The organism is Alistipes dispar, assembly GCF_006542685.1.
GTDB lineage: Bacteria > Bacteroidota > Bacteroidia > Bacteroidales > Rikenellaceae > Alistipes > Alistipes dispar.
In genome coordinates, this window is the sequence record NZ_AP019736.1 from 2,211,576 (window position 1) to 2,231,053 (window position 19,478).

At 63.0% G+C, this 19,478-nt stretch carries 12 protein-coding genes; 9 read left to right on the plus strand and 3 right to left on the minus strand.

Features of this window, described 5'->3' with window-relative positions:
- Positions 1 to 32 precede the first annotated feature (32 nt).
- The 9 genes from FME97_RS09295 to FME97_RS09335 all read left to right on the plus strand — a co-directional run bounded on the left by FME97_RS09295 (position 33) and on the right by FME97_RS09335 (position 14,667).
- Entirely contained in the window at positions 33 to 1,583 is a 1,551-nt protein-coding gene (locus tag FME97_RS09295; protein ID WP_141429244.1) for an Rne/Rng family ribonuclease, read from the plus strand.
- A 165-nt stretch (positions 1,584 to 1,748) separates the two neighbouring features.
- Positions 1,749 to 5,078 (plus strand): transcription-repair coupling factor, encoded by a 3,330-nt coding sequence (mfd, locus tag FME97_RS09300; RefSeq protein ID WP_141429245.1) that lies wholly within the window; start codon positions 1,749 to 1,751, stop codon positions 5,076 to 5,078.
- Positions 5,075 to 5,815, plus strand: a complete 741-nt coding sequence (locus FME97_RS09305; protein ID WP_141429248.1) for a type III pantothenate kinase — start codon at positions 5,075 to 5,077, stop codon at positions 5,813 to 5,815. Before mfd ends, FME97_RS09305 begins: the two co-directional genes overlap by 4 nt.
- On the plus strand, positions 5,790 to 7,172 hold the full coding sequence (locus tag FME97_RS09310) for an OmpP1/FadL family transporter (protein WP_179954805.1): 1,383 nt from the start codon (positions 5,790 to 5,792) through the stop codon (positions 7,170 to 7,172). Before FME97_RS09305 ends, FME97_RS09310 begins: the two co-directional genes overlap by 26 nt.
- Before the next feature lie 77 nt (positions 7,173 to 7,249).
- Positions 7,250 to 8,587, plus strand: a complete 1,338-nt coding sequence (locus FME97_RS09315; RefSeq protein ID WP_179954806.1) for a tetratricopeptide repeat protein — start codon at positions 7,250 to 7,252, stop codon at positions 8,585 to 8,587.
- Positions 8,588 to 8,609: 22 nt separating this feature from the next.
- Complete coding sequence (gene lptC, locus FME97_RS12580; RefSeq protein ID WP_232522862.1) at positions 8,610 to 9,590, plus strand: LPS export ABC transporter periplasmic protein LptC; 981 nt, start codon at positions 8,610 to 8,612, stop codon at positions 9,588 to 9,590.
- A 2-nt stretch (positions 9,591 to 9,592) separates the two neighbouring features.
- Complete coding sequence (locus tag FME97_RS09325; protein ID WP_141429250.1) at positions 9,593 to 10,855, plus strand: hemolysin family protein; 1,263 nt, start codon at positions 9,593 to 9,595, stop codon at positions 10,853 to 10,855.
- 230 nt (positions 10,856 to 11,085) lie between these two features.
- Positions 11,086 to 13,116, plus strand: a complete 2,031-nt coding sequence (locus tag FME97_RS09330; protein ID WP_141429252.1) for a SurA N-terminal domain-containing protein — start codon at positions 11,086 to 11,088, stop codon at positions 13,114 to 13,116.
- Between the two features lie 408 nt (positions 13,117 to 13,524).
- Positions 13,525 to 14,667: an iron-containing alcohol dehydrogenase gene (locus FME97_RS09335; RefSeq protein WP_141429254.1), complete on the plus strand. Its 1,143-nt coding sequence runs from the start codon at positions 13,525 to 13,527 to the stop codon at positions 14,665 to 14,667.
- Between the two features lie 75 nt (positions 14,668 to 14,742).
- On the opposite strand, the gene FME97_RS09340 is transcribed toward FME97_RS09335, so the two are convergent.
- The 3 genes from FME97_RS09340 to FME97_RS09350 all read right to left on the minus strand — a co-directional run bounded on the left by FME97_RS09340 (position 14,743) and on the right by FME97_RS09350 (position 19,435).
- The gene (locus FME97_RS09340; protein WP_141429256.1) at positions 14,743 to 15,303 is read right to left on the minus strand and encodes a hypothetical protein; all 561 of its coding nucleotides are present in this window, start codon (positions 15,301 to 15,303) and stop codon (positions 14,743 to 14,745) included.
- Positions 15,304 to 15,446: 143 nt separating this feature from the next.
- Positions 15,447 to 17,585: a methylmalonyl-CoA mutase gene (gene scpA / locus FME97_RS09345; RefSeq protein ID WP_141429258.1), complete on the minus strand. Its 2,139-nt coding sequence runs from the start codon at positions 17,583 to 17,585 to the stop codon at positions 15,447 to 15,449.
- Between the two features lie 2 nt (positions 17,586 to 17,587).
- On the minus strand, positions 17,588 to 19,435 hold the full coding sequence (locus FME97_RS09350) for a methylmalonyl-CoA mutase family protein (protein ID WP_141429260.1): 1,848 nt from the start codon (positions 19,433 to 19,435) through the stop codon (positions 17,588 to 17,590).
- Between the last annotated feature and the right edge of the window lie 43 nt (positions 19,436 to 19,478).

A 19,478-nucleotide genomic window follows, 5' to 3' on the forward strand; every position in this document is an offset into this window, starting at 1 on the left:
GCCCGCCGGAGGGCCGGCGCGGCACACGATATATGAACAGAGAGTTAATCGTTAGCGTCACCCCGGCCGAGATCTCCATCGCCCTGTGCGAGGACAAGGTGCTCGTCGAGCTCAACAAGGAGCAGTGTCAGACGGGGTTTTCCGTGGGGGACATCTACCTCGGGAAGGTGCGTAAGATCATGCCGGGGCTCAACGCGGCATTCGTCAATATAGGGCACGAGAAGGACGCCTTCATCCACTACCTCGACCTGGGCGGACAGTTCCGCTCGTTGCAGAAGCTCGTCGCCTCGCAGCAGCCCGGCAAGCGGGGCCTGCGCGTCGAGAGCATGAAGCTCGAGGCGCCGGTGGAGAAGGAGGGCAAGATCGGCGACTACCTCCAGGTGGGGCAGCAGATCATGGTGCAGGTGGCCAAGGAGGCCATTTCAACCAAGGGACCGCGCCTGACGGCCGACATTTCGCTCGCCGGCCGCAACGTGGTGCTGGTCCCCTTCTCGTCGAAGGTCTTCCTTTCGCAGAAGATCCGTTCGGCGGAGGAGAAGAAGCGCCTCAAGCGCATCGCGGCGGCGGTGCTTCCGAAGAATTTCGGCGTCATCATCCGCACGGCCGCCATGGAGGCCCGGGACGAGGACATCGAGCACGACATCCAGACGCAGATCGACCGCTGGCGCAAGACCGTGGCGGCCATCCGCAAGCATACGGCCCCCGACCAGCTGATGAGCGAGATGAACCGCGCCAACACGATCATCCGCGACTCGCTCAACGGCTCCTTCTCGCAGATCGCCGTGGACGACGAGGCCATGTACAACGAGATCCGCAACTACATCAAGCAGATCGACCCCGAGAAGGTGAAGATCGTCAAGCTCTACAAGGGCAAGGTCCCCATTTTCGACAACTTCGACATCTCGAAGCAGATCAAGTCGCTCTTCGCCAAGTACGTCTCGCTCCGGCGCGGCGCCTACCTCATCATCGAGCATACGGAGGCCATGAACGTCATCGACGTCAATTCGGGCAACCGCACCAAGGCCGAGGACAACCAGGAGCAGACCGCGATGGACGTGAACCTGGCCGCGGCGAAGGAGATCGCCCGGCAACTGCGGCTGCGCGACCTGGGCGGCATCGTCATCATCGACTTCATCGACCTGCACAAGGCGCAGAACAAACAGGCGCTCTACGACGAGATGGTGAAGCTGATGGCCACCGACAAGGCCAAGCACACCGTGCTGCCGCTCACGAAGTTCGGACTGATGCAGATCACGCGCCAGCGGGTGCGCCCCGTGGCCGTGGAGAGCGTTTCGGACGTCTGCCCGACGTGCAACGGCACGGGCAAGATCGAGCCGACGGTGCTGCTCGACAAGAAGATCGAGAATCAGATTTCGTTTCTCACGCAGGACCGCGGCCACAAGTTCATCAAGCTGGTGGTCAGCCCCTATGTGGCGGCTTTCCTCAGGAAGGGCCTGATTTCGCTGCGCCGCCGCTGGGAGTGGAAATACAAGGTGCGGATCGAGATCGCCGAGGACCAGAGCACCGGCATCGTCGAGGTGCATTACCACGATAAGAATGATAACGATTTGATAAACAAATAATTCGGGCCTGTCGTCGGGCTTCCGGGAATTTCCGCCCTGCCGGGCCGGCGCGTGTGCGGGCGGGAGGCCGCCGCACGGGGCCGGAGGCTGGCGGCGGAAGACCGGCCTCCGGTATCCGGAGTCCCGGCGATTTTCCGGCGACCGGTCCGATTCGAAGTGTCATCCATGACCGTCCGTGAGCAATTGGCGCAGTTCGCCGCCGGGTCGAAACCCCTCGGCGCGTTGTGCCGCGAATACAGGAGCGAACGTGCCGTCGTCCATCTCGAGGAGCTGGTCGGCGGGGCGCTCTCGTTTTATGCCTCCGCGGCGGTCGCGCGGACGGGGGGCGTGCACCTCTTCGTCGCCGAGGACCGCGACGCGGCGGCCTACCTCGTGAACGACTTCTACAACCTGCTGGACGAAGAGCGCGTCTGCTTCTTTCCCTCCTCCTACAAGCATTCGGCTGCCAACGGTGCGGAGGATGCGCAGGGCGTCGTGCAGCGCACGGCGACGATGAACGCCCTGCGGAGTTTTTCCGGAGCGGGCTATCTGGTGGTCTGCACCTATCCCGAGGCGCTGGCCGAACGGGTCGCGGATGCGGAGGCGCTGCGGCGCGGGACGATCGCCGTGCGCGTCGGGGACCGCTTCTCGATCGAGGTGCTCGAGCAGGAGCTGGCCGATGCGGATTTCACGCGCGTGGATTTCGTCTATGAACCCGGGCAGTACTCCGTGCGCGGCGGCATCGTGGACGTCTTCTCCTACTCGGAGAGCAAACCCTACCGTCTGGACTTCTTCGGCGACGAGGTCGATTCGATCCGGCGGTTCAACATATCGAGCCAGCTCTCGTCGGACAGGCTCGACCGCGTGGAGATCATCCCCGACCTGAACGCCGCGCGGAGCGGCGCGCGCGTCTCCCTCGCGCAGTTCGCCGGGCCGCAGGCCGCATGGTGGTTCTACGATGCGGACTACGTGCTGCGCCGGGTGAACGACGTGCGGCGCAAAACGCTCGCGGACATGGAGCGTCCCGAGGAGGCGGATTCGTTGCTGACCAGCCGCAACGGCCTGCTGGCCGATCTGGCAGGGGCGCGGCTCCTGCTGCTGCGCGACAACCTGCCGGAGCGGCCCGCCACGGCGACGGTGCGCTTTTCGACGGCGCCGCAGCCGAAGTTCAACAAGAATTTCGAGATGCTCGCCGACGACATGATCCGCAACGCCCTGCGGGGATACGACACCTATATTCTTTCGGAGAACAAGGCGCAGGTCGAACGGCTGGAGAACATCTTCCACCAGATCGGCCGCGGACAGGCCGTCGTGCGGTCGCTGCCGGTGACCCTCCACGAGGGGTTCGCGGACAACGACCTGAAGCTGTGCCTCTACACCGACCACCAGATTTTCGACCGCTACCAGCGCTACCGCATCAACGGCGAGATCCGGCGCGACGAGCAGATGACCGTCGCCGAGCTGAACCAGTTGCGCCCGGGCGACTACGTGGTGCACATCGATCACGGCGTGGGGCGTTTCGACGGGCTGGTGAAGATCGAGGAGAACGGCAAGACGCACGAGGCGATCAAGCTCGTCTATAAGGACGGTGACGTGCTGTTCGTGAACGTCCATTCGCTGCACCGCATCGCGCGCTACAAGTCGGGCGACGGGGAGCCTCCGAAGGTCTATAAGCTCGGCAGCGGCGCCTGGCAGAAGCTCAAGAACGCCACCAAGAAGGCCGTCAAGGACATCTCGCGCCAGCTCATCGCGCTCTACGCCAAGCGCAAGGCTTCGAAGGGGTTCGCCTTCTCGCCGGACAGCTACCTGCAGCACGAGCTGGAGGCGTCGTTCCGCTGGGAGGACACGCCCGACCAGCAGGCGGCGACGGCGGCCGTCAAGAAGGACATGGAGTCGGACCAGCCGATGGACCGGCTCGTGTGCGGCGACGTGGGATTCGGCAAGACCGAGGTGGCCATCCGCGCGGCGTTCAAGGCCGCCGTGGACGGCAAGCAGGTCGCCGTGCTGGTCCCCACGACGATCCTCGCCCTGCAACACTACCGCTCCTTCATGGAGCGGCTGCGCGACTTCCCGGTGCGGGTGGAGTATCTCAACCGCACGAAATCGTCCCGGGAGGTGAAGCAGATCTGCGCCGACCTGGCCGCGGGGAAGATCGACATCCTAATCGGCACGCACAAGATGCTGGGCCGGCAGGTCGTCTTCCGCGACCTGGGGCTGCTCATCATCGACGAGGAGCAGAAGTTCGGCGTCGCGGCCAAGGAGAAGCTGACCGAAATGAGCGTTTCGGTCGATACGCTGACGCTCACCGCCACGCCCATCCCGCGCACGCTGCAATTCTCGCTCATGGGGTCGCGCGACCTGTCGGTGATCTCCACGCCGCCGCCCAACCGGCAGCCGATCCTCACCGAGTCGCACGTCTTCTCGGAGGAGATCGTCCGCGACGCCGTCGAGAGGGAGCTGGCGCGCGGCGGGCAGGTCTATTTCGTCCACAACCGGGTCGAGGACTTGCAGACCTTGCAGGGGATGGTCACGCGCCTCTGTCCGAAGGCCCGCGTGGCCGTCGGACACGGCAAGATGCCTGCCGAACAGCTCGAACGGCTCATCATGGACTTCATCTACGGGGAATTCGACGTGCTGGTTTCGACGACGATCGTCGAGAACGGCATCGACATTCCCAACGCCAATACGATCATCGTCAATAACGCCCAGCACTTCGGACTGAGCGACCTGCACCAGTTGCGCGGCCGCGTGGGACGTTCGAACCAGAAGGCCTACTGCTACCTGCTGTCGCCGCCCGAGGAGCTGCTGTCGCCCGACGCGCGGCGCCGGCTCCGGGCCATCGAGGAGTTCTCGGACCTCGGGTCGGGATTCAATATCGCCATGCAGGACCTCGACATCCGCGGCGCGGGCAACCTGCTGGGGGCCGAGCAGAGCGGATTCATCGCCGACATCGGTTTCGAGACCTACCAGAAGATCATGCAGGAGGCCGTCGCCGAACTGCGGGCCGAGGGGCTGGAGCTTCCGGGACTCGACGCCGCGGAGCGGCAGGCGGTCGAGCAACTGCGTTTCATCGACGACGCCCATATCGAGATCGAGGTGGAGGCTTCGCTGCCGGACGGCTACGTGGCGCAGCAGGCCGAGCGCCTGAAACTCTACCGCGAACTGGACTCGACGAAGGACGAGGCGGCGCTCGAAGCCTTCGAAAGCCGCTTGGCGGACCGCTTCGGTCCGCTGCCGCGCGCCGCGAAGGAGCTGCTCAACGTGGTGCGGCTCCGCTGGGAGGCCATCCGGCTGGGCATGGAGCGGGTGAAGGTCAAGAACGGACTGATGATCGTGCATTTCGTGGGCGAGGAAAATTCGCCCTATTACAAAAGCGATACCTTCATGCAACTGTTGCAGCGCGTTACGCAGCGCCCCGACCGATTCGTGCTCAAGCAGCACAATAATCGGCTGGCGATGACCGTTAGGAATGTCAAAGACGTCGAGGACGCCTACAAAACGCTCCGGGAGTTATGAATCTCGTCGTCGATATAGGCAATACGCTCCTCAAACTCGCCGTTTTCGACGGCGGCCGGCTCGTGGCGCAGCAGTGCGTCGGAGAGCTGCGGGAAGAGACCTTCGCCGGGCTGCTCGGCGGCGCGCGGGCCGCGCGGGCCGTCGTCGCTTCGACGCGGGGCGAAGCTCCGGCGATCGTGGAGGCGGTGCGGCGGCATACGGGTTACCTGCTGGAGTTCACTCCGGCGACGCCCGTGCCGATCGGCAACGCCTACCTCACGCCCGCGACGCTGGGCCGCGACCGGCTGGCGGCGGCCGTGGGAGCCGCGACGCTCTACCCGGGACGCAATGCGCTGATCGTCGATTTCGGGACGGCCGTGACGCTGGATTTCGTCTCGGCCGACGGCGTGTTCCGCGGCGGCTGCATCTCGCCTGGTATGGCGATGCGGTTCCGCGCGCTGCACGAATACACGGCCGCGCTGCCGCTGTGCGACGCCACCGATTCCGCGGAGCTGCTCGGGCGGACCACCGACGAGGCCGTGCGCCTCGGGGTGATGAATTCGCTGGCCTTCGAAATCGAGGGTTATATCGCCCGCATGCAGGGCGAAATTGAGGATTTGTGCGTAATTTTTACCGGAGGGGACACGAATTTCTTTGCGAAAAGAATTAAAAATACGATATTTGCAAATTGTAATCTCGTCTTTTGGGGATTGAACAGAATTTTAGAGTACAATGCAAGTGAAGAACACCTTGATTAAGCTTCTCGTCGCGGCCGCGGCGCTCTTTCCCGCCGCCGTATGGGCGCAGACGAGCAGCATAAACGCCTTTTCCCCCTATACGATGTACGGCATCGGCGAATTGAACACTCCGGGTACGCTGCCGATGCGTTCGATGGGCGGCGTGGGTGTCGCGATGCGTTCGACGGGAGTCGTCAATCTGCTCAATCCGGCGGCGTACAGTTCGATTCCGCAGAAGACGTTCCTCTTCAACTTCGGGCTGGAGGGGCAGAACTACTACAACTCGCAGACGGTGGCCGGGCAGTCGAAAAGCACGGCTTACAATACGTTCAATTTCCACGACATCGCCTTTCAGATGCCCGTGGCGCGGAAACTCGGTCTGGGGTTCAGCCTCACGCCGTACAGTTCGGTGGGTTACCGGACCAAGTATTACCACGAGTACGACCCGTCGGATCCCGTGTGGGGCAACGTCGGGCGCGTGCAGTACAACTACGAAGGCGAGGGCGACGTGACGGAGGTCAAGCTCGGCCTGGGCTGGGAGGTGTTCAAGAACTTCTCGGTCGGCGTGGCCGCGCAATACTACTGGGGCAGCATCGACCGCACCTTCACGATGACGCCGACGGCCATCACGGGCGAGGGAACCTACACTTCGTCGGTGGGACTGGACAATTACAGCATTTCGAGCGTCAAGGGGCAGGTCGGCGTGCAGTGGAGCCCCGTGCTGACCCAGAAGCGCATCCTCACGATCGGCGCGGCGTTCGACATCGGCGGCGACCTGAATCCCGAGGTGACGAAGCGCATCTATGTCGGCGACATTTACAATACGACGGTCAAGGGCGACACGACGCATCTGAAGATGGTGCTGCCGCGGCAGCTTTCGGCCGGCATCTACTACCAGACGGCCAAGTGGGCCGTGGGCGTGGATTACGCCTACCAGAACTGGGGCGACAGCAACACCGCGACCGAAATGACGGGCGTGAGCGGCTCGGGCGACGCAAGAACCTCCTACGAGGTGGCCTATACCAATACGAGCACGTTCAAGGTGGGCGTGGAGTACACGCCGTCGCGCTACGACGTGCGTAGTTTCCTCAAGCGCTGGTCCTACCGGGCGGGATTCCGTTACGGTTACCACAACCAGACCTTCAACGGCGACCGGCTCGCGCAGTATGCCGTGACCGCCGGATTCGGCATTCCCGTGAAGCTCTGGGCGATCTCTTCGATCGACGTGGGCGTGGAGTACGGCCGCCGCGGGTATAACGTCGCCGAGCGCGTCGGACTGGTGCGGCAGCAGTACTTCAAGTTCGCCGTGGGCTTCACGCTCTTCGCCGGAGCCCAGGAGAACGGCGAGTACTGGTTCTCGCGGCCCAAGTACGATTAACCGGGACGGAGCCGGCAAACGAATACGGACAGGTAAACAAAAAACAAACATAAAACGCACAAAAATTAATCTGACCGATGAAAAACGTTAAATTTCTGCTTTCCGCGGCCTGTACGCTGTTCGCTGTGGCTGCGATGGCACAACAGGATTTCAGTGGCCCCCAGTACGCGAAATGGGGCGACACCCCGGAAGAGCGGGAGAAGAACATTCTGAACAGCAATTTCCTGAAGGAGTCGTACGACAACCGCGATTACGATGCGGCCGCCCGTTACCTGCGCGACCTGCTCAACAGTTGCCCCGACGCTTCGGTGGCCATCTACCAGCGCGGCGCCAATGTTTACAAGCAGAAGATCAACCGTGCCAAGAACGTGACCGAGAAGAACGCCTATATCGACTCGCTGATGCAGATCTATGACCTGCGCGCCAAGTATTTCGGCGACAACGCCAAGCAGGGGCTCGCCTTCATCCTCGACCAGAAGGCCCGCGAGTACCTGGCCTATAAGCCCAACGACCGCGCCGGCATCCGCAAGGCGTTCCGCGAGGCCCTCGAGGCCGGCGGCGACAACGCCGATCCGGAGACCGTGGTGGCCTACTTCTCGAACCTCTGCGACGACTACAAGAACACCGACGAGGTGATGCCCGACGAGGTGATCGCCGAGTACGACCGGCTTTCGCAGTTCTTCGAGAAGCATCCCGAGGCTGCGGAGATGAAGGGCCAGTTCGACACGGCGTTCGGCGTGAGTGGCGCCGCGAGCTGCGAGAACCTGGAGAAGCTCTTCGGCGCCAAGCTGGCCGCCGCTCCCGACGACGAGGCGCTGCTCGCGCAGGCCGTGGCGCTGATGTCGCGTGCCGATTGCAGCAGCGATTTCTTCCTGGCGACGGCCGAGAAGTTCTATGCGGTGAAGCCGTCGTCCAATACGGCGCTGTCGCTGGCCCAGGTTTTCCAGAACAAGCACGACTATGCGAAGGCCATGACCTATCTGAACGAGGCGCTGGCCGTGGAGAAGGATGATGCCGAGCGTCAGAAGCTGCTGGCCCGCATCGGCCTGGTCGGCCTGGCCGCCAACGATGTTTCGGGAGCCGCCGCGGCCGCACGTCAGGCCCGCGACCTGAATCCCGAGGACGGCGTGCCCTACTTCGTGCTGGCGCAGTGCTACGGCCTTTCGGCCGCTTCCTGCGGCGGTTTCGCCGGGCAGGCTACCTTCTGGGCCGCTTACGACACGATGTCGAAGGCCGTCGAGCTGCTGCCGAGCGATTCGGAATACCTCGAGCACGCCAAGAGCGCGCTTTCGACCTTCCGCAACAACTTCCCCAGCTCCGAGGAGTGTTTCTTCAACGAGCTGCAGTCCGGGGCGCGTTATACGGTCACCTGCGGCACGGCTGCCGGTGTCACCACGACGGTGCGTCCCCGCTAAAGCGGACAGTTCCGCGTTGTAGATGGAAAAACGCCTGACGAAATATGGTAGGGTAGCACTCTCCGTTGCGGGGAGTGCTATCTTGCTATTCTCCTGTGCGGAGCGGGAGACGCCTCCGGAGGGCTCCGTGGAGACGATGATGACCGAGTACAGCGACAGCCTCTCGATCATCATGTCGCGCAACGGCCGTCGGTCGTACCACTTCACGGCGCCGCAGCTCGAAGGCTACACGCTGGCCCGCGAACCGTACCGCGAATTTCGCAGGGGCATCCGGATCACGACCTACAAGGACGATTCGCTCTCGACGGTGGATGCGGTGCTGACGGCCAATTACGCCATCTATTACGAGAAGCGCGAGCTGTGGGAGGCCAAGGGCAATGTCGTGGTCGAGAAGTCCGACGGCAAGACGCTCTACACCCAGCAGCTCTTCTGGAACGCCCAGACGGACAAGGTCTATTCGAACGTCGATTCGAAGATCGTGCAGAACAACGGCCGCGACGTATTCATCGGCGAGGGCTTCGAGTCGGACGCTTCGTTCAAGGAGTGGCGTTTCCGCCGCATGAAGGGGCGCATGGAGGTCGAGATGAAGAATTCGCCCGACTCGACGGCGTCGGCGCCGGCTCCCGCGGGGGCTGCGGACGTCGCCGGTAACGGTGCGGCGGGCGGGCCTGATCCGAAAGAGGAATCGTCCGGCGGAGTAAAATCCGGCAGCGGCGGGGAGCCGCGGCGGACGGCGGTCCGCCGTTCGGATGCCGGACCGGAGAGGCCGCGGCTGACGGATTCCGCTCCGGAGCGTCCGTCCGGAAAGGCGCGTGCGTCCGAAGCGGTCCGGTTTCCCGCAGCCGGGCAGGAGCCGCAGCCGTTGCAGGTGTCGAAGGCTCAGCTCCGGCCGCTCGGACAGTCCGGAGATGCCGTACCCGTGCAGGCGGCCGAGACCCCGGCGGCGGAGGTTCCGGCGGAGGGCGTGCGTCCGGTCGAATCCCTGAAATCCGAAACCCGGTAGCGATGCTTTCGATTGTCATTCTCATATTTGCGATGCTGCTGCTGTCGGCCTTCTTTTCGGGCATGGAGATCGCTTTCACGAGCAAGAACCGCCTGAAACTCGAGATCGACCGGAAGCAGAGCCGGATGTTCGACCGCATCGCCGAGGTCTTCTCCCGCCATCCGGGGCAGTACATCACGACGATCCTCGTGGGCAACAACATTGCGCTGGTGGTCTATTCGCTGGCCATGTCGCTCCTGCTGCGGGAGACCTACGGCGCTCTGGGATGGGAGTCGCTGGCCCTCGAAGGCTCCGTGGCGCTCGATACGGCCGTATCGACGCTCGTCATCATCTTCGTCGCGGAGTTCCTGCCCAAGTCGATCTTCAAGAACAATCCCAATTTCTACTACCGCGCCCTGGCGCCGGCGATCTACTTCTTCTACATTCTGCTCTATCCGCTGGCGCGCTTCACGACGCTGCTCTCGCACGGCATCCTGCGCCTTTTGGGGCGGCGCGTCAAGGAGCAGGACATCACGCCGAGCTTCAACCGCGAGGACCTGGCCGCCCTGCTCGAGGCGAACAATACGGAGCAGCACGCCGAGCCGGACAACGAACTGAAACTTTTCCAGAATGCGCTGGACTTCGCCGACCTGCGCGTCCGCGACTGCATGGTTCCGCGCGTGGACATCGAGGCGGTGGACATCGAGGAGACCTCGATCGGGCAGCTCACCGCGCGTTTCGTCGATTCGAAGTATTCGCGGATTTTCGTCTGGCGCGGGTCGATCGACAACATCGTGGGGTACGTCAATTCGAAGAGCCTCTTCACGCGTCCGGCACAGGTCGCCGACGTGATGATGGAGGTCAATTTCGTGCCCGAGACGATGCCCCTGCAATCCGTGCTGGAGAATTTCATCAAGCACCGGTCGAACATCGCCGTGGTGATCGACGAGTTCGGCGGCACGGCGGGGGTGATCTCGCTCGAGGACGTGCTGGAACAGATCTTCGGAGAAATCGAGGACGAGCACGACATTCCCGACCTGACGGAAAAGCGGGTCGGGGAGGACGAATACGTGCTGTCGTGCCGGCTGGAGGTGAAGTACCTCAACGAAAAATACGGGCTGGGTATCGAGGAGAGCCGGGAGTACGACACGCTGGCGGGCTTCATCATCTACAATTACGAGGGGATTCCCTCGGCCGGGGAGACCGTCGTGATCGGCGATCTGCAACTGCGCATCCTCCGCACGACGCGCTCGCGCATCGAACTGGCGCGGGTGAAAAGGCTCTGACGCCGTCCGGCGTGTTCCGCGTCCGGTTCCCGGGGTGCGTCCTGCCTTCCGGCGGCGGCCGGTTTGCCGGGCCGGACACCGTCCGCAGGAGCTCTGCGGAGCGGAAATGGACGGCGGCGGAACGGGGTGTTTCCGGGGTGTATTTTTCTTCCGGTCTTCTGTCGTTTTTACAATTAATTTTACTACCTTTGGCTGATCTTTCGAAACAAAACGAATAATTAACTATTTATATGGCAAGTTTAAACACCTTACGTACCAAGTTCGGCATCGTGCTCTCGATCATCATCGCCCTTGCCCTCTTGGCATTCATCCTCTCTTTGAAAACCGAGATGGGTTTCTCGGGCAACGATCCGCGGGTCGGTGTGATCGGCGGCGAGAAGATCAATTATTCGGAGTATTACGACGAGTACGAGAAGATCAAGAGCCAGAGCGGCGCCCAGGAGGGCGACGAACAGCAGTCGGCGATGCTGGCCAACGCCACGTGGCAGTCGCTCATCGCTCGCTACGTGCTCACGCCCGGGTTCGAGCGGCTGGGTCTGCGCGTGACGGAGCCCGAACGGATGGCGATGGCCGGCGGCAAGCAGCCTTCGCAGACCTTCTTCAACGCCTTTGCCGATCCCCGCACGGGTGCCTACAACGTGGCTGCCGTCTCCGATTTCCTGGCGCAGGCCGAGGCCAATCCCCAGGCGGCGCAGGCGTGGGCGCAGCTCAACGAGCAGGCCCGCATGGAGCGCGAGATGCAGAAGTTCTTCGGACTGGTCAGGGGCGGCGTGTACGTCAATGCGCTCGAAGTGGCGCGCGGCGTCGAGGCGGCCAACGACACCTATGCGGGCAAGTGGGCCGGCAAGAAGTATTCGGAGGTTCCCGATTCGCTGTTCAACGTTTCGGATTCCGATCTGCGGGCCTACTACAACAGCCATAAGGACCTGTTCCGGCAGTTGCCGTCGCGCACGATCTCCTATGTTGTGTTCGAGGTCGCTCCGACGGATGACGACCTGCTGAACCTCGAGAAGAAGGTCACGGAAGTCGGCAAGGAGTTCGCCGTCACCGAAGAACTCAAGTCGTTCGTCCGTGGCAACCGTAACGGCAAGGTCGCCGACAACTACGTGTCGGCCGCCCAGCTCTCCGAGGAGGAGGCCGAGGCGCTGATGGCCGGGAAGACCTACGGTCCCGTGCTGAAGAACAACGAGTGGACGATGGCCCGCGTGCTGTCGTCGAAGATGGCTCCCGACACGATCGGCGTGCGCCATATCGTACTGCCCTATACCGAGGAGAAGTTGGCCGACAGCCTGCTGACGGCGCTTCGCGGCGGGGCCGATTTCGCCGCTGCCGCCGCGCAGTATTCGGTTTACGACGCGACGGCCGCCAACGGCGGCGAGGTGGGCGAACTGCCCTTCTCGACTTTTACGGGCGAGTTCGCCGAGGCGCTCGGCGACGCCCGGCAGGGCGATATCGTGAAGATCGCTTCGGGCGATGCGATCCAGCTCATGCAGGTTTACCGCACCGGTAAACCCGTGAAGCAGGTGCAGGTCGCTTCGATCACCTATCCGGTGGAGGCTTCGGCCGAAACGCGCCGGACCGTGCATAACGAGGCGGGCTCCTTCATGGTGAATGCCAAAGGTTCGGCCGAGACGTTCGCCGAGGCGGCTTCGACGGCTGCCGTGACGCCCCGTGTGGCGGTGATTCCGCAGGGCGAGCGCACGATCCGCGGTCTGGAGGATTCGCGCGACATTACGCGCTGGGCCTATGGCGCCGAGCCGGGCGACGTGTCGGAGATCTTCCCCGCCGGCAAGGACTACGTGGTGGCCATGCTGACCGAGATCGACGACGACGAGTACGCTTCGGTGGAGAAGATGTCGGCGCAGATCCGTGCGCAGGTGCTCCGCGACAAGAAGTACGATTATATCGTCGGACAGCTTTCGGGTTCGAGCCTCGCCGAGCAGGCCGCCAGCCTCGGCACGGAGGTGGCCGATTTCAAGGATGTGACTTTCAGTTCGTTCTATGTGGACGGCCCGGGCTTCGAGCCGCGTCTGGTGGGTGCGATCACCTCGTCGGACAAAGGTGCGGTGTCGGCTCCCGTGAAGGGTATGTCGGGCGTCTATGTCTTCGAGGTGGAGGACGTGCAGACTGCCGACAAGCAGACCGCCGAGGGCGAGAAGGTCCGTGCGCAGGCCATGAACGAGAGCATGGCGCAGCAGTTCGCCATTCCGGCCGTGCAGCAGATGGCCGAGATTCAGGACCTGCGAGGCAAGTATTTCTAATCCGACCTTCCCGCGCTCCTGCGCGGGGCGGTCCGTCTGCGGTGCGTGCGCCGCGAAAGAGCGAATCCCCGGATCGGTTTTCCCGTCCGGGGATTTTCCGTCTCTGTCGGGAAGGGCGGTATGCCGTGCTGCCGGAACGGTCCGTGCCGCCCGATTTCGGCCCGGGGAGGGCGGTCCTGTTGCCGGACATGTCTTGAAATTTTCCGTCCGGAATCCCGGGGCGTGTTTCCCGAAACGTAAAAATTCCACTCCGGCCGTGCGTCGTGCGGCATTCTTTTTCGTATCTTTGTAAAGAGCGCAGCAGGTCCGGAGTCCTTGGGAGGGCCCGTTCCCGGGACGGGAGGGTTCCGGCCGTCGTTGCGGCCCGCTTCGTGCAGGAGATTTCACACAAGACAAACGATAAACGGTATGAACAATTTCATCTATCACAATCCGACCGAGCTGGTTTTCGGCAAGGGGCAGATCGCCCGGCTCGCAAAACTCATTCCCGCCGACAAACGCATCATGATTACGTTCGGCGGCGGCAGCGTCAAGCGCAACGGCGTTTACGAGCAGGTGATCCGGGCGCTCGAGGGACGCGAGGTCGTGGAGTTCTGGGGCATCGAGGCGAACCCGTCGGTCGAGACGCTGCGCCGCGCCATCGCGCTGGGCAAGGAGCGTCGGGTGGATTTCCTGCTGGCCGTGGGCGGCGGTTCGGTGATCGACGGCACGAAACTCATCGCCGCCGGGCTGCTTTACGAGGGTGACGCCTGGGAGATCGTTCTGAAGGGAAAGGCCGGGAAGACCGTGCCGTTGGCGACGGTGCTCACGATGTCGGCCACGGGCTCCGAGATGAACAACGGAGCCGTCATTTCGCGTTACGAGACGAAGGAGAAGTACGCCTTCTACGGGGATTATCCCGTCTTTTCGATCCTCGATCCCGAGACGCTCTACTCCCTGCCCGTGCGACAGATCGCCTGCGGACTTTCCGATACCTTCGTACATGTGCTGGAGCAGTATATGACCACCCCCGGGCAGTCGCGCCTGATGGATCGCTGGGCCGAGGGGATTCTCCATACGGTGATCGAGATCGCGCCCCGCGCCCTGGCCGAGCCGCGCGACTATGCGGTGATGTCGGAGTATATGCTCGCGGCGACGCTGGCGCTGAACGACATGATCCGCATGGGCGTGACGCAGGACTGGGCGACGCACATGATCGGCCACGAACTGACGGCGCTGCACGGCCTGACGCACGGCGCGACGCTGGCGATCGTCATCAACGGCACGCTGCGCGTGCTGCGCGAACAGAAGCGCGGGAAGTTGTTGCAGTACGGCGAACGCATCTGGGGCGTCACGGAAGGGACGGAGGAGGAGCGTATCGACCGGACGATCGAGGCGACCGAACGGTTCTTCCGCTCCCTGGGGCTTTCGACCCGTCTTTCGGAGGAGGGAATCGGTGCGGAGACCATCGCCGAAATCGAGCGGCGCTTCGATGCCCTCGGCGCGAAGTACGGCGAGGCCGGAAACGTGGACGGCGCCACGGCCCGCCGGATTCTGGAGGCCTGTCTCTGAGAGGCCGGATGAGCCAGTATGGAAAATCCCCGCAGTCCGGAGACTGCGGGGATTTTTCATGCGAAAGGGAGAGAGTCATTCGTCCACGCCGAACGTGGAGACGTTCAGACTGCCGAGGGCATCGACCGTGATGCCGTATTCGCCCGGCTCGACGTCCCGGAGGACGATCAGGTAGGAGCTGACGCCGAAACGGCGCGACGTGAAGGGCTGTCTCTCCAGCGTATTGCGCTGCCGGTCGCCGAAAGTGCCGACCGAGGCGTATTCGGCGACGCGTTTCTTTTTCTTGACCTTGAACCGGAAGACGCTGATGACCGACATCGGGTCGATGCCGTTGTCGGGAACACGGACGATGAAGGCGATGCCGTCGTCTTTCCGGAAGCGGTTACGGGCCTGCGTCCCGTTCAGCGTCATTTCTTCGATATGGTCTCTGCCGATGCCGAACAGCTTCTGCCCGGTGGACGAACGGTGACGGGGCGTCAGGCTCTCCTGCACGAGCTGTTCGGTCGTGTCGTCCGGCAGGACGGCCAGCGTCTGGCCGATGAATTCGGGTTCGGGCAGTTTCAGCGGCTCCTCTTGTGCCGTGGCCGCAGCCACGGCGCCGCAGAGGGCGAAAAGTGAAAGCAGAAATCGTTTCATGAATGCGTGGAATTGACGGAGCAAGATAGGACAAATCGCCGCATTGTGCAAATTTTCGGACGGCCGTTTCGGCTGCGGTCCGCAAAAAAATCCCCTCCGGTGAATACCGGAGGGGATCGGAACGGGTGTTCGCCTGTCGGCTATCAGTCGGCCATCAGGATTTCGAGAATCTTGATGGCGGCCGTGGCGATCGGCGTGCCGGGGCCGAAGATGGCTGCGGCGCCGTCGCGGTAGAGTTCGTCGTAATCCTGGTGGGGGATCACGCCGCCGACGATGACGATGATGTCCTCGCGGCCCAGCTTCTTCAGCTCGGCGATCAACTGCGGGACGAGCGTGAGGTGGCCGGCTGCCAGCGACGAGACACCCACTACGTGCACGTCGTTCTCGACGGCCTGCTTGGCGGCCTCCTCGGGAGTCTGGAACAGCGGACCCATATCGACGTCGAAGCCGATGTCGGCATAACCCGTGGCTACCACCTTGGCGCCGCGGTCGTGGCCGTCCTGACCCATCTTGGCGATCATGATACGCGGCTGACGGCCCTCTTTCTTGGCGAATTCGGCGCACAGCTCCTTGGCGTGCTCGAACGATTTGTCGTTTTTCACTTCTGACGAATAGACACCTGAAATGGAACGGATAACAGCTTTGTAGCGGCCTACGACGACCTCGCAGGCATCGGAGATTTCGCCCAGCGTGGCACGGACCTTCGCCGCCTCGACGGCCAGCTCGAGCAGGTTGCCCTGCTTGGTCTTCACGCACTCGGTGATGGCCTCCAGCGCCTTCTTCACGGCGGCTTCGTCGCGCGAAGCGCGCAGCTCCTTCAGACGCTTGATCTGGCTCTCGCGCACGGCCGTGTTGTCCACGGCGAGAATGTCGATCGGGGCCTCCTTCTCCAGACGGTACTCGTTCACGCCGATGATCTTCTCGGCGCCCGAGTCGATGCGGGCCTGCTTGCGGGCGGCGGCCTCCTCGATACGCATCTTCGGAATGCCGGTCTCGATGGCCTTGGCCATGCCGCCCAGCTTCTCGATCTCCTGGATGTGCTCCCAGGCCTTGTGCGCGATTTCGTTCGTGAGCGTCTCCACGTAGTAGGAACCTGCCCACGGGTCGATCTCACGGCAGACGTTGGTCTCCTCCTGGATGTAAATCTGCGTGTTGCGGGCGATACGGGCCGAGAAGTCGGTCGGCAGGGCGATCGCCTCGTCCAGCGCGTTGGTGTGCAGCGACTGGGTGTGTCCCAGTGCGGCGCCCATCGCCTCGATGGCCGTGCGGGCCACGTTGTTGAACGGATCCTGCTCGGTAAGCGACCAGCCCGAGGTCTGCGAGTGGGTGCGCAGCGCCAGCGACTTGGGGTTCTTCGGGTCGAACTGCTTGACGATCTTGGCCCAGAGCATACGTGCGGCGCGCATCTTGGCGATCTCCATGAAGTGATTCATGCCGATGGCCCAGAAGAACGACAGACGCGGTGCGAAGGCGTCGATCGACATGCCGGCGTTGATGCCCGCGCGGAGGTACTCCAGACCGTCGGCCAGCGTGTAGGCCAGCTCGATGTCGGCCGTGGCGCCCGCCTCCTGCATGTGGTAACCCGAAATGGAGATCGAGTTGAACTTGGGCATGTTCTTCGAGGTGTACTCGAAGATGTCGGCGATGATGCGCATGGAGAATTCGGGCGGATAAATATAGGTGTTGCGCACCATGAACTCCTTGAGGATGTCGTTCTGGATCGTACCCGAGAGCTGTTCGAGCGAGCAGCCCTGCTCCAGACCCGTCACGATGTAGAAGGCCAGCACGGGCAGCACGGCGCCGTTCATGGTCATCGACACCGACATGCGGTCGAGGGGAATGCCGTTGAAGAGCACCTTCATGTCCTCCACCGAGCAGATCGACACGCCGGCCTTGCCCACGTCGCCCACCACGCGCGGGTGGTCGGCGTCGTAGCCGCGGTGCGTGGCCAGGTCGAAGGCCACCGACAGACCCTTCTGGCCTGCGGCGAGGTTGCGGCGGTAGAATGCGTTGGACTCTTCGGCCGTGGAGAAGCCGGCGTACTGGCGGATGGTCCACGGACGCATCACGTACATCGTCGAGTAGGGACCGCGCAGGAACGGGGCGATGCCCGCCGCGTAGTTCAGGTGCTCCATGCCTTCGAGGTCTTCGGCCGTGTAGGCGCCCTTGACGGGGATGCGCTCGGCCGTGAGCCACGGCTCGACTTCACCGCAGCCTTTCTTGGCGCAGCAGCTCTGCTGCGTGGCGCCTTCGTATTTCAGTTCGGAAAATTTCGCTCTCATGATCAGATTCCCATCTCTTTAAGGTAAAACTTCAGGGTTTCCAGGACGTTCGACTTCACGTTGATGAAGTTCTTGATGCCCTGAGCCTCGAGTTCGGGCGCACAAGCGGGCGCTCCGGCCACGACGAGGATCGCCTTGCCGCCGAGCAGCTCCTTGACCTTCGGTGCGGCCTCGGCGTAGTCGTCGTCCGACGCGCAGACCACGACGATCTCGGCCTTCGATTCGAGTGCGGCCTTCACGCCCTCCTCGATCGACTTGAAGAAGGTGTTGTCCTGTACGCGGATGCCGGCGCAGGCGAAGAAGTTGCACGAGAACTGGGCGCGTGCGCGGGCCATCGCCAGATTGCCGCAGGTGAGCATGAACGCCTTGGGCTGCTTGCCCGAGCGGTCCACGTGCAGGCGCATCTCCTCGAAGGCCATGGCGCCGCGGTAGGGCGAAAGCGTGTTGCCTTCGGCCTGCCGGCGCGTGACGGACTCGGCGGTGATCTCCTTCGGGGCCACCTCCGTGAAGTTGGGGAACTGGTTGGCGCCGAGCAGCGTCTGACGGCGCGTGGCGATGTTCTTGTCCTTGGCGGCGGCCGAAGCCTCCACGCGCTCCTTGATGAAGCCGGCCTTGTAAGCCTCTGCATAGCCGCCCTTCTCCTCGATTTCGAGGAAGAGCTTCCAGGCTTCGGAGGCGATCGACTGAGTGAGGTTCTCGACATAGTACGAACCGCCTGCGGGATCTACGACCTGATCGAAGTGCGATTCGTGCTTGAGCAGCAGCTCGACGTTGCGGGCGATGCGCTTAGAGAATTCGGTCGGCGTCTCGAACGAGGCGTCGAACGGCGTCACCTCCAGCGAGCGGACGCCGCCGATCACGGCCGACATGGCCTCGGTCGTGCCGCGCAGCATGTTCACGTAGGGGTCGTAAACCGTCTGGTTCCACTTCGACGTCGCGGCGTGGATCATCATTTTCCCGGCGCAGTGCTTCTCGGGGTTGTATGCCTTGACGATGTTGGCCCAGAGCATGCGGGCCGCGCGGAACTTGGCGATCTCCATGAAGTAGTTGGAGGTCACCGAGAACGAGAAGCGCAGTTTGCGGGCGGCCTCGTCCACCGTCAGCCCGGCGTCCGTCAGGCGGGCGATGTAGTCGTTGCCGGCCGAGAGGGCGAATGCCAGCTCCTCGACGATGGTCGATCCGGCGTTGGAGAAGATGTCGGCCGAAACGGTCACGACGCGGATGTGCTTGTAGGCGGCCGTCTTCCTGACGAGTGCGGCGATGCGTGCGAAGCACTTCTCGCCGTTGGGCGAGCAGAAGTCGCCCTTGGTCGAAAGACCCTTTACCAGCGGGTCGATCGCGAAGGCCACGTCGGCTTCGGCGGCCGTGCCCTCCTTTTCGAGCTTGGCGATCACCAGTTCGGCGACGTCGCCCATGCCCTTGCCGCTGAACGCCAGCGAAACGGCGGAGACGCAGATGCCGTCGAGCAGCTGGTCCAGATCGGCGGCGGAGAAGCCCTCCTTCACGATCTCGAAGCCCAGCGAATCGACACCCGCATTGAGGAGTTTGAGCGCCTCGGCGTTGGCCGTCTTCGGGCACTCGACCGTCACGGTCTGGTGCACATGCCAGCGGTTGTGGGCGCGCGTACCGCGAACGTAGGGGAATTCGCCTGCCTGCGAGCCCAGGAACTTGATACCCTCGAGGTTCTCGGCGCGGTAGTAGGGGCGGACGTTGAATCCCTCTCCCGTACGCCACACCAATTTCCGCTCGTAATCGGCTCCTTTCAGATCTACTGCGATCACCTCTTCCCATTTCTCGGTCGGGACCGGCGGAAATTCGGTGAACAGCTTTTCACGTTTGGTATTTGCCATAACTATTTAGAGATTAGTAATAAGTGTAGTCGAATCCGATTTC

What these genes read in the sequence shown, in the direction of transcription:
- FME97_RS09295 (WP_141429244.1), top strand. Translation starts at nt 33, where the DNA reads ATGAACAGAGAGTTAATCGTTAGCGTCACCCCGGCCGAGATCTCCATC.
- FME97_RS09350 (WP_141429260.1), bottom strand. Translation starts at nt 19,435, where the DNA reads ATGGCAAATACCAAACGTGAAAAGCTGTTCACCGAATTTCCGCCGGTC.
- FME97_RS09305 (WP_141429248.1), top strand. Translation starts at nt 5,075, where the DNA reads ATGAATCTCGTCGTCGATATAGGCAATACGCTCCTCAAACTCGCCGTT.
- FME97_RS09315 (WP_179954806.1), top strand. Translation starts at nt 7,250, where the DNA reads ATGAAAAACGTTAAATTTCTGCTTTCCGCGGCCTGTACGCTGTTCGCT.
- FME97_RS09340 (WP_141429256.1), bottom strand. Translation starts at nt 15,303, where the DNA reads ATGAAACGATTTCTGCTTTCACTTTTCGCCCTCTGCGGCGCCGTGGCT.
- FME97_RS09335 (WP_141429254.1), top strand. Translation starts at nt 13,525, where the DNA reads ATGAACAATTTCATCTATCACAATCCGACCGAGCTGGTTTTCGGCAAG.
- mfd (WP_141429245.1), top strand. Translation starts at nt 1,749, where the DNA reads ATGACCGTCCGTGAGCAATTGGCGCAGTTCGCCGCCGGGTCGAAACCC.
- FME97_RS09310 (WP_179954805.1), top strand. Translation starts at nt 5,790, where the DNA reads ATGCAAGTGAAGAACACCTTGATTAAGCTTCTCGTCGCGGCCGCGGCG.
- FME97_RS09325 (WP_141429250.1), top strand. Translation starts at nt 9,593, where the DNA reads ATGCTTTCGATTGTCATTCTCATATTTGCGATGCTGCTGCTGTCGGCC.
- FME97_RS09330 (WP_141429252.1), top strand. Translation starts at nt 11,086, where the DNA reads ATGGCAAGTTTAAACACCTTACGTACCAAGTTCGGCATCGTGCTCTCG.
- lptC (WP_232522862.1), top strand. Translation starts at nt 8,610, where the DNA reads ATGGAAAAACGCCTGACGAAATATGGTAGGGTAGCACTCTCCGTTGCG.
- scpA (WP_141429258.1), bottom strand. Translation starts at nt 17,585, where the DNA reads ATGAGAGCGAAATTTTCCGAACTGAAATACGAAGGCGCCACGCAGCAG.